The sequence below is a fragment of the Arcobacter sp. F2176 genome (genome assembly GCF_004116465.1).
In the GTDB taxonomy this organism is placed as follows: Bacteria; Campylobacterota; Campylobacteria; order Campylobacterales; family Arcobacteraceae; genus Arcobacter; species Arcobacter siniprincipis.
On record NZ_PDJV01000001.1, the window covers coordinates 3,421 to 15,850 of the forward strand.

General features: G+C 32.5%; 1 protein-coding gene (cut by a window edge). It reads left to right on the forward strand.

Annotated elements, in window-relative coordinates:
• A protein-coding gene (locus tag CRU95_RS16915; RefSeq protein ID WP_129099101.1) for a hypothetical protein crosses the window boundary here: on the forward strand, positions 1–12,430 show its 5' portion. The gene runs 15,041 nt beyond the window's last position; only the first 12,430 of its 27,471 coding nucleotides appear in the window; the start codon lies at positions 1–3; its stop codon lies off the right edge, out of view.

Consider the following 12,430-nt stretch of genomic DNA (forward strand, 5'->3'; position numbering starts at 1 on the left):
TTGGCAACGAATAATCAATCAACACAAACAACTCAAAATGTTAATACCCAAACAAGTGATGTCTCACTAAATAATAAAGATATATTAGACTACAAAAATGATAAGGTTATTATTAAAGAACAGCCCAATAAAGGTGAGAATGTAGCTGTTTATGTTCGTCCTGGAGATGAAGTCGATTATAATATCAATGGTCTTAATATTGATAAATTAGATTATCGTTTAGTTGGTGGCGATATTGTAGTTACTTTGCCAAAGGGTGGACTTTTAACTTTTGTATCCATGGCTTTAATGGGTTATAGTGAAAACCCTCCATCTTTTAAAGGAGTAGGCGGGCAAAGTTTTTCTTTGGGACAAGTTCTCTCTCAAGTTGAAGAGATAAATGATTTGCCAATGAACTCTTTACCTGTTGAGGCTGATATTCAGCGTGAAGATAATGTAAAAAAAATTGTTGAAGAACTAGAAGAAAAAATTGAAAAAGTCAATCAAATTATTGTACAACAAGAGATTATGGATGAAGATGTAAATAAATATGATAAGGATTCTCATTTTGATTATGAAGAACCTCCTACTCCTCCTAAAGAACCTGAAGAAAATGAATATTCAGATGATAATCCTAGCAATCCAATCGTAACTCCTGGAGAAAATGCAGAAGTAGAGGGTGTATTACCTACTCTTACTTTTGATATTAATATTCAACACATTGAAGGTACTCAAGAAATAACTGGTACTGGTACAGATACTCTTTTATCTGTTATAGGAGGTGGAGGTTCTCTTTATGCCAATGACTATCCAAGCTCTCCTGCTTTAAGTGAACTTCAAAAACAGACAAATGCCGAGGATTTAGACTACTCTTCTGTTACAAATAGTATTGCACAACAATCTGTAATAAGAGCCGATAATGAAGACTTTTTTGGAGAGGGTTATACCTCAAGATTAGTAAAATTATCTCCATCTCAACCTGCAGGATTTGGAGTAACAGTAATAAAAATAAGTGGTCTACCAGGTGATGTTTCAATTGTAGGAGGTACTTCTAAAGGTGGTGGTGTTTGGCTTATCAATAAAGCTGACGCAATAAATGCTGGTTTTACAGTTAATCCAAATAATGGTGAGATTAATTTTGCAATAAAATATAATACAAATATTGTAGGCTCTGAAAATTTTGAGATGACAATAGAAGCTGAATCTCAATGGAGTTTAGAGAATCTTCCTGATAATTTAAAAGCTGATGCTGAACAACCAGTTGTAACTAGTATTACCTTTGAAAATAGTTATGGTGTTAATATTAAAGAAGTTGATCCTGATTCTCCATTAAGTTATAGATATTCTCAAGTTGGTGATAGTTCAGATGGATTTGTTTTAGCTACAAATTTAAATGATAATATTATTAGAACAGGTGATATAGATACTACCGTAATAGGTGGTAGTACTACTGATACAATTTTTGCACAAAGTGGTGCGGATACACTTTATGGAAATAAAGGTGATGATACTATTGCCCCTGGACTTGGTAATGATACAGTTGATGGTGGTGAGGGTAGTGATACTGTTTCTTATTCAAATTTAGCTGTTTCAAATGCAGGAGCTGGAGTTGAAGTAGATTTAGTCGCACAAAAAGCAGTTGGTTCTGGAAATGATACTTTAATTAGCATAGAAAACATAATTGGAAGTAGTTTTAGAGATACTCTTACCGGTAATGATAGTGTAAATATAATTAATGGTGGTGCAGGAAATGACACACTTGATGGAAAATTAGGAAATGATACACTTTTAGGTGATGCAGGAAATGACACTATAAAAAGTGGGTTTGGTGATAATTATATTGATGGTGGAGTTGGAACAAATACTGTTGATTATAGTGGTTTAGGTTCTGGAGTAAATGTAAAACTTTTAAGTCCAAGTGCCGTAACCTTAGGTGAAACTTGGGGAGAAGCTACTTCAAATACAGGAGTTGATAAATTAATCAACATTCAAAATGTTATTGGAAGCGATTACGATGATACTTTTAGTGGAGCAGATAATACAAACAATACTTTTGATGGTAATGAAGGAAGTGATCTTGTTGATTATAGTTTATATACTTCAAATGCAATAAATGCAAATTTAGAAGAAGGTTGGGTTTTAGGTCAAGGAACAGACACTCTAAAAAAAATTGAGGCTATAAGAGGTACTGATTTATTGGCTTTTGGTGATACAATTGTTGGTTCATCTACGATTGGGAATACTATTTATGGTATGGCTGGAAATGATATCATCAAAGGAGTTGGTGGCAATAATATCTTAGATGCAGGCGCTGGAGATGATACTATTTTTAATGGTACTGGAGATGATATTATTGATGGAGGCACTGGAAATAATACTCTTTCTTTTGAAGATATAACAACAGGTGGTGTAACAGTAAGATTAAGTGATACCTCTTCTCAAAATACAGCAAATGCTGGAAATGACACAATAAAAAATATACAAAATCTTAAGGGAACAACTTCTAGTGATACTCTTGGTGGTACAGCAAATGATATAAATATACTAGATGGACTTGGTGGAAATGATACTGCTGATTATAGTTTCCTAACTAGAACAAATAGCGACCAAGGAATATCTGCAAACTTAATAGATGGAACTGTTGATAAAGGAAAAAGCTCACCTGATCAAGTTATAAGTATAGAAAATATTATTGGAACTGATGGAAAAGATGTTTTCATAGGTAATAATTTTGCTAATATTTTAGATGGTGGTGCAGGTGATGATACTTTTACTGGTAATGGGGGAGATAATACTTTAAAGGGTGGTAGTGGTTCTGATACTGTAATTTATAGTGGTGCAAGTTTTGGAGTAAACTTATCACTTGATAATAGTGGAAATGGAAGTGCCATAATAGGATCACAAACTGATACTTTAGAATCTATAGAAAATGTAATAGGTTCAAACTATTCAGATACCTTGGTTTCAAGTGATACTAATAACATGTCAAATACTTTCAAAGGTGGACTAGGTAATGACACACTAGATGGTGGAAGTGGTAATGACTATTTATATGGTGAAACAGGTGATGATACAATTATCGCAAGTAGTGGAAATGATTTTATTGATGGAGGAAGTACTGGTGAAGTTTTAGGTGATACTATTGATTTTTCTAATATTGACCAAAAAATTGAGTTAACATTAGCAGAAGATGGTAGTGCTTCTAGGGTAAAAGAAGGTGATTCTAAAACTTTGACACATACTGTTTATAATATTGAAAATATAACTGCAAGTGATTTGGATAGTACTCTTTCTGGTAATAGTAAAAATAATACACTTCTAGGTGGTGCTGGAGATGATACTTTAAGCGGTGGAGCTGGAACAAACTATCTTGATGGTAAAACTGGAGTTAATACTGTTGATTATAGTAGTGCTTCAAGTAATGTTACAGTTGATTTAAGTAAAACATCTCTTCAAGAAGTTTATGCACAAGGTGCCACTACAGTAAAAGATACTTTAGTAAATATTCAAAATGTAATTGGAAGTAATAACAAAGATATTATCACTGGTAGTAGTTCAAATAATTCACTTTTTGGTGGATTAGGTGATGATACTATTGTTGGAAGTGGTGGAGATGATATTTTAGATGGTGGAGATGGTATTGATGTTGCTAGTTATACAACTGCCACTGAAAATTTAAATATTGATTTAGGTGTTTCTGGAACTCCTGTTAACATAGGTACTGGATACGGTAATGATACTTTCATATCTATTGAAGGTGCTATTGGTGGTAGTGGAAATGATACTATTACTGGAACAAGTAGTTCAAATGTACTAATAGGTGGAGATGGAGATGATACTTTACTTCCAAATGGTAGTGGTAATAGTGGATTAGATGTTATTGATGGTGGAGCTGGAGTAGATTTTGTAAGTTTTAATTTTGGTGATGCTAATACAGGTATTACTTTAGATTTAGCTGATTTGGGTGTACAAAATACTGGAAAAGGTAATGTTCAAATACTAAATGTAGAAAATGTAGAAGGTGGTGGTGGAGCTGATAAACTATATGGAAATAGTACTAGTAATACCCTTACTGGATTAGCAGGTGATGATACTTTAGTTGGTCGGGCAGGAAATAATACTCTTGATGGGGGAATAGGTTTTGATACTGCTGATTATAGTGCAGTTACGACTTTAAATGGTTTAGATATAAATTTAAACCTAGGAACTCAACAAGTTCAAGATAATGGAAACTCTGGTAAAGATACCTTAATCGATATTGAAAAAATAATAGCTACTAAAAATGATGATTACATCGATGCTGCAAGAACTACTACAGATAAGATGACTTTTGAATTAGGTGCAGGAAATGACACTTTTCGTGGTGGGAATCAAGATAATATTATTTATACATCAAGACAAATAGAAGGCTCTGATGATTATACTACATACAATAATACAGTTTATAGTGGTAGTGGAAGTGATACAGTTATTGGAAGTAGTGGAAATGATACTTTTATCGTAGCTCAAAGTGATACCTTATCTAGTAATGGAAATGATAGCTTCAATGGTGTAAGTGGAATAAATACAATAGATTATAGTCAAATTCTAGATAGTGATGGCAAAGAAGAAACTGGTGGATTGAATGTAACTTTAAATGGTTCTAATACAGTTAATATCACATTATCTGGTGGAAATACAAATACAATTCAAAATGTATCTCATATCATAGGTACTGAAAATAGTGATACTTTTACAGGTGATAGTTTCGATAATATTTTAGATGGAAGTGGTGGAAGTGATACTATTTTTGGAACCGCTGGGAATAATATCTTAAGTGGTGGAAGTGGAAATGATAGTATAACTGGTGGTACAGGTGTTGATACTATTTATGGTGGTTTAGATAATGATACTATTTTTAGTAGTACAGGGAATGACACTATTTATGGGGGAGATGGTTCTGATACTTTTGACTTAAGTGGTAGAAGTGGAAAAGTATTTGTAAATTTAGCTGAAAATAGATCTAAAATTGATACAAACAATAATGGTAGTTTTGATGATAATGATGAGGAAGATTCGCTTTATGATATAGAAAAAGTCGTAGGGAATAGTTCAGATAATACCTTGTATGGTGATTCTCTTGATAATATTTTAGATGGTGGAACTGCTGGTACAAACTCTTTATATGGTGATGGTGGAGATGATACTCTTATAGGGAGTGGTTCAGGGAAAGATATTGCTTATTATACTCAAGCAAGTGCTGCAATTTATGTAGATATGACTCAGAGTAAACAAGTAGTTCGAGATGGTGATTTAGGAAGTGATACTTTAATTGATATTGATGAAGTACATGGAAGTATTTATGCAGATACTTTTAAAGGGAATAGTGACAACAATACTCTAAGAGGTCTTATTGGTAATGATACATTTTATAGTAGTGCTGGTACTAATGTTTATGATGGTGGAGCTGATAATGATTTATTTATTATTTCATCAAAAGACCATGGAGAAGATCAACTATTAGGTGGAACTGGTAGTGATACAGTTGATTTTAGTGCTATAACAGGATTGACAACAAAAGGTTTAGAAGTAACTTTAAATGGTAATAGTGAAGCTTCTTCTACTTTAAATGATGTTGCTTCACATAAATTAACAGGCATAGAAAATGTTATAGGTACAATTTACAATGACACAATAACAGGTGATGCAAATAATAATATCTTAAGTGGTTTTGCTGGAAATAATACTCTTATTGGTGGAGCAGGTGATGATACTTTAAAAGGTGGAACAGGTAGTGATGTTGCTAGTTATGAAACTTCTACTGATGGTATAAAAGTAGATCTAACTCAAACAAATTTCCAAGTTACAGATGATGGCTTATTGGGTAGAGATAAGTTAATTAATATAGACACTATTATAGGAAGTAATTACTCAGATACTCTTAAAGGAAGTGACTTATCAGCTGATACCTTTATTGGTGGTATAGGAGATGATTGGTTTGTAGCTTCTGCAGGAGCTGATTATTATGAAGGTGGAGCAACTAGTAGTGATACTGTTGATTATAGTGGAGCAACAACTAAACTTGTAATAGATATAAATGATGGTTCTAAATATATAAATTCATTTTATGGTACTCATGAATTTACAAATATTAATGGAATTGTTGGTGGTAGTGAAGATGATACACTTACAGGTAATAGTGGAAAAAATACTTTAATTGGTGGAAGTGGAGATGATACTCTTTTAGGTTTTGGTGGGCAGGATTATATTGATGGTGGTATAGGAAGTGATTTTGTAAGTTTTGCTTATACTTCTAGAGATATTACACTTGATTTATCAAATATAAATGAACAAAGTTATACTACTGATCCAAATGATTTAATTACAATGATTAGTATGGAAAATATTACCGGTGGTGCTGGTAATGATACAATAAAAGGAAATAACTCTAACAATATACTTGAGGGAGGATATGGAGCTGATACTTTAAGTGGTCTAGGTGGAATCAATGAGTTAAAAGGTGGAATGAATGGTTATGAATTAAGCCTTGGAGCTATTTCAAATGGTACAACTTATAGTTTTGTCATTGAGGGACAAACTATTTCATATACAGCAAATGCAACTGATACTTTAACTACTGTACTTGATAATTTAGAAGATGCTTTTATTTTGTTAAAAACTAATAATAATATAACAAGTTCAAATCTAATAAATGATGGTGCAAAACTATACCTTGAAACAGACCAAAGCCTTGGAACTGTTTCAAATGTAACTTCCGATACTAAAAACTTTGTAGATATTGCAGATTATAGTGATAATACAAGTGGAATAAAAGTTGATTTATCTTTAACACAAGATCCAAACTATCAAGTATATTATAATGGATATACAGGTGGAAAAGATAAACTAGTAGACATAGAAGAGATTTGGGGAACAAATTATTCTGATACTTTTGTAGGAAGTAATAGTGCTGATACTATAAAAGGTGGAGGAGGAAGTGATACTTTCACTGGTGGAGCTGGAAATGATACCTTCTATGGAGAAGCAGGTGAAGATTTATTTATAAGTTCATATGATGATGGAAATAATGTATATTATGGTGGAACAACTAATGAAACAAATGGTGATACTGTAGATTATAGTGGTATTACTGATACAGCACATTATGTTGATGGTGATTTATCCCTTGGAACTATTTCTGTAAAATTGACAAGTGATGATTCCGTAGTTAAAACAGATACTATATCAAATATTGAGAATCTAACAGGTGGTGCAGGTAACGATACTTTAAAAGGTGATATGAATAAAAACACCATAAAAGGTGGAGAAGGTAATGATAGTATTTTAATTAGTGCTGGAGCAGATAGACTATATGGAGAAGCGGGAGATGATATTTTTGTTTTCGAAAATGGAGTTGATGGCACTGGTACAATTATCGATGGAGGAAATACTTCTCAAACTAATGGTGATACAATAGATTATAGTGCTTTAACTGATGGAGTAACATTAAGATTGATGGATTCTACATATAGTGGCGTAACCTTAGGCGTTAATGCAAATAATCATAGTATTAGAAATATCAATAATATCGTTGGTTCACAAGGTAATGATACTATTGAAGGTGATAGTACTAATAATACTTTAGATGGAAATGCAGGCTTAAGTGATACTGTAAGTTTTGAAAATGCAGGTGCAAAAGTAGTAGTAAATATTGGTTCTGAAGTTACAATTTCAAATGCACCAACTGCAAATGCTACATATATTGCTAATCAAGCAGTAGGTACTACAATAGGTAGCGATACTATTACAAATTTCGAAAATATAAAAGCCGGAAGTGGAGATGATACATTAATTGGTAGTTCTGCTCAAAATATCATTTATGGTGGAATTGGGCAAGATTTTATATTTGGTGCTGCTGGTGATGATAAGCTTTTTGGTGAAGATGGAAATGACACTCTTGCAGGTGGAGAAGGGAATGACTCTATTGATGGAGGAGAAGGAACAGATACAGTTAGTTATTTTGATGCCAATAGTGTAATTGTAAATTTAAGAGGTACAACAAACGGTACAGGAAATGTCAATTACTCAAGTACAACTTATACTGATAAACTTTATAGTATAGAAAATGTTATTGGAAGTGCTGGAAATGATACTATTCAAGGGAATGACGCTGATAATATTCTTGACGGAGCAGGTGGAGTAAATACGGTAAGTTATGATGGAGCAGTAGCTGGTGTTACTGTTGATTTAGGAATAACAGGGGCTCAAAATACTTTAGGTGATGGTACAGATACTTTATTAAATTTTGCTAATTTAATTGGGTCTGGTAATGATGATATATTAAAAGGAAATAGTAATTCAAATATTATAAAAGGTGGTAATGGTTCTGATAGCATATATGGAATTGGAGGAGCTAACTTTTTATATGGTGGATTAGGAGATGATACCTTTATAGGAAAAGTTCTAGGAAGCGATTTTATTGATGGTGAAAGTGGAAATGATAAAGTTAATTATAGCACTTTACTTAGTGCTAATAGTATCATTGTAGATTTAGGTACTACAACAACTTTTAACGATGAAAATGGCAATTCTCAAACAGTATATCAAATCACTATCAATGGTGGAGATAACGATTATGTTAAAAATATCACTACCTTTGAGGGAAGTCAAGGTGATGATAATTTTATAACAACTACTGGTACTTATAGCTTTATTGGTGGAAGTGGTGATGATACTTTTAGTGGTAGTTCATTTACTGGTTCTTCAATTGATGGTTCTAATCATACAATCTTAGCAGATGGTACACAAGGTGCTACAAATGCATATACTGGAAAAGGTGATACTGTAGATTATAGTAATGTTGTAGATAAAATTATTTTAACATTAGAAAATGGAAGTGATACTACAACTGTAAAAGTTGGAGGAACAGATTCTGATCACACTATTAAAAATATAGAAAATATTTATGGTTCAAATACAGCAGGTGATACTATCACTGGTAATAATTCAAATAATACAATTTTGGGACAAGCTGGAGATGATACCATTGATGGAGGAAATGGTTCTAACTATTTAGATGGTGGAACAAATGATGCAAAAGGAGATACGGTATCTTTTGTAAGTGCTTCAAATTCAATTAGTGTAAATATTGGTTCATCAGATATTGTAATAGCTGGTATAACATATACAGCAAATAGCTCACAACTAGGTTCTAATACAAGTACTGTTAAAGCTTTTGAAAATATTTTAGGTTCAAGTCATGATGATATTTTAATAGGTAGTGATTTATCTAATACAATTGATGGTTCTAATGGTAATGATGTAATATATGGTGGAAAAGGGAATAATGTCCTAAAAGGTGGAACTGGTTCAGATAGCTTTTTAATGGGTGGTTTCTTTGGTAGTGGAAATGATTATATAAATAAAGTTGATGGTGAAAGTGGCGCTGATACTATTGATTATAGTTTAATTACTACGGGTTCAATTAGTGTAACATTGGATGGAGAAGAAGAATCACAAGTTTCTATTTACATTGATGATGATAGAAGCTCACTTATTACAAACACATATGACCTTATAAAAAATATAAGAAATATAGTTGGAACTAGTGGAAATGACTCTATCAAAGGTGATGGTAGTGCTAATGAATTGTATGGTGGTTTGGGAGATGATATTCTTGATGGTGCTTCAGGAGATGATAAACTTTATGGTGGAGAAGGAAACGACACTTTAGTAAGTGTAAGTGGAAATAATATTCTTGATGGTGGAAATAATAATGCAAACGGAGATTGGGTTTGGTACTCACAAAAATTATTAACACTTGATTTAAATATGTCAGATGTTGATGGTAGTGGATATTCAACAGCAGATTTTGGTGCAGAAAAAGACAGGATAATAAGAGTTGAAAATATCAAAGGTACTATCCAAGCAGATTTTATTGGTGGGAATAGTTCTAATAATATACTTGATGCTTTTAGAGGTGATGGAAATATTCTTGTAGGAAGTGCAGGGAATGATACACTTCTAGGAAGTAGTAATGGAAGTGATACTTTTAAAGCAGGAATCTTACAATCAGATGATTCAACTATTGATGGTAATGATGGAAGTAATCTAATTGATGGTGTTGGTGGAAGTTCTAATACTGTTGATTATAGTGCTTATGCAAGTAATAGAAATATTGAAGTTGATTTACAAGATAGTGGTAGTTCAACAGTTACTAAAAAATTAGATAATACAACTTTTGGAACAGATACTTTAAATAATATTCAGAATATTACAGGTGGAATGGGTGATGATACAATTTCAGGTAATAATCAAGATAATATCTTAAAAGGTGGTGCTGGTTCTGATACTATTAAAGGTAGTGCAGGAAATAATAAACTTTATGGTGAAGCAGGAGATGATTTACTAATTAGTGGTAGAGGAAATGATATTATAGATGGTGGGACTGGTAATAATACTGTAAGTTATCAAGATGCAATTGGTAATATTACTGTGAATCTATCTGATACAAATGCACAAGTGGTATCAGGAGGTATGGGAACAGATACCTTAAGCTCAATCCAAAATGTGATTGGTGGAGATTATGATGATACAATTACAGGAAATGTCCAATCAAATACTATTATTGGTGGCTTAGGTGATGATGATTTCATTGCAACAAATGGGGCAGATATATATTATGGTGGAGTTGTAGATGCAAATGGCAATCATATTGTTGCAAGTGGAGAGTATAATAAAGTTGATTATGCCAATGCTGAAAAAGTATATGTTGATTTAAGTACAAAATTAACAGATGCAGATGGTAATGTATATTCTCAAGCACTAAAATCAAATAGTTTTAATACAGCAGATGGATTTACAGATCCATATTTAGAATCTACTGATAAACTTTATGGAATTATAAATATAAATGGTAGTGACAATTCAGATACGCTTATTGGAGATAGTCAAGGTAATAAATTAAGTGGAAAAGCAGGAAATGATATTCTTGAAGGAAAAGGTGGAGCTGATAATCTTTTAGGTGGAGATGGTGATGATACTATTATTGCTACAAGTGCCTCAGATGGAATTGACACTATTGATGGTGGAGCAAATAGTGATACAATCGATTATAGTAAATTAGGAAGTGCAAATTCTATTAAAGTTACTTTAGAAGAGGCAAATACTAATGCAACTCTTTATGTTACTGGTGGAGATAACGATTTAGTTAAGAATGTTGAAAATGTTATTGGAACAGCTGGTAATGATACTATTTTTGGTAATAGTGAAGATAATACCTTAAAAGGTGGTCTGGGTGCAGATATACTATCTGGTGCAGGTGGTGATGATACTCTAGATGGTGGAGATGGATTTGATACGGTTGATTATAGTGTCTCTTCAGATGCAGTTACTGTTGATTTAGATATTACAAATACAGATCAAAATATAAGTACTTCTCAAGGTAATGATAGATTAATTAGTATAGAAAAAGTTATTGGTTCAAGTCATGCTGATACTTTCAAAACAAATTATAGTAGTAATAATACTTTTGATGGTGGAGTAGTTGATTCAGAAGGTGGAGATACAGTTGATTATAGTTCTTTAAATGTAGATGATGCAACAATTGATAAAATAGTAACTACTGATTTCTCAAATATTACAGTTTCAAGTGATAGTGCAGGTGATACAGCTGGAACATCAACTATTACAGATACTTTTATAAATATTGAAAATATTATTGGAAGTGCAGGAAATGATACTATCTTTGGAAATGCCGCTGATAATACTATAAAAGGTGGATTGGGAGATGATACTTTAAGTGGAGCTTCAGGGGATGATTATATTGATGGTGAAGGTGGAAGTAATACTGTAAGTTATTCATATGTAACAACAACAAGTGGTGTAGTAGTTGATATGAAAGATAATACAGGTATTGTATCTATTGGAGATGAAGATACACTTGTTAGTATTCAAAATGTAATTGGTACAAAAAATTCTGACATTATTAAAATGGGAACAGCTGCCGGAGCTTTGGAAAGTATTGCTAATGCTATTGATGGTAGTGATGGATTTGATACGGTTAGTTATGAATATTATAGTTCAGGGCTTACTATTGACTTGGGAGCTGGTGCTGTTGCAACTGGTGATAATGATGTTTTAATCTCTATTGAAAAAGCAATAGGTGGAACTGGTGATGATATTTTTAAAACAAATACAGCAGTTAGTAATACTTTTGATGGAATAGCAGGTAGTGATACAATTGATTATTCAACATTAGCTTCAAATCAAGGAATCAATGTAACATTAAATGGTAGTACAGCAGTTGCTGTTAACATTGCAAATGCACAAAATGATTCTATTGTAAATATTGAAAATGTTACAGGTGGAGCAGGTGTTGATACTATAACAGGTGATACAAATAATAATACACTAAAAGGTGGTTTAGGTAACGATATTATTTATGGTACAGCTGGAAACAATTCTCTTTTTG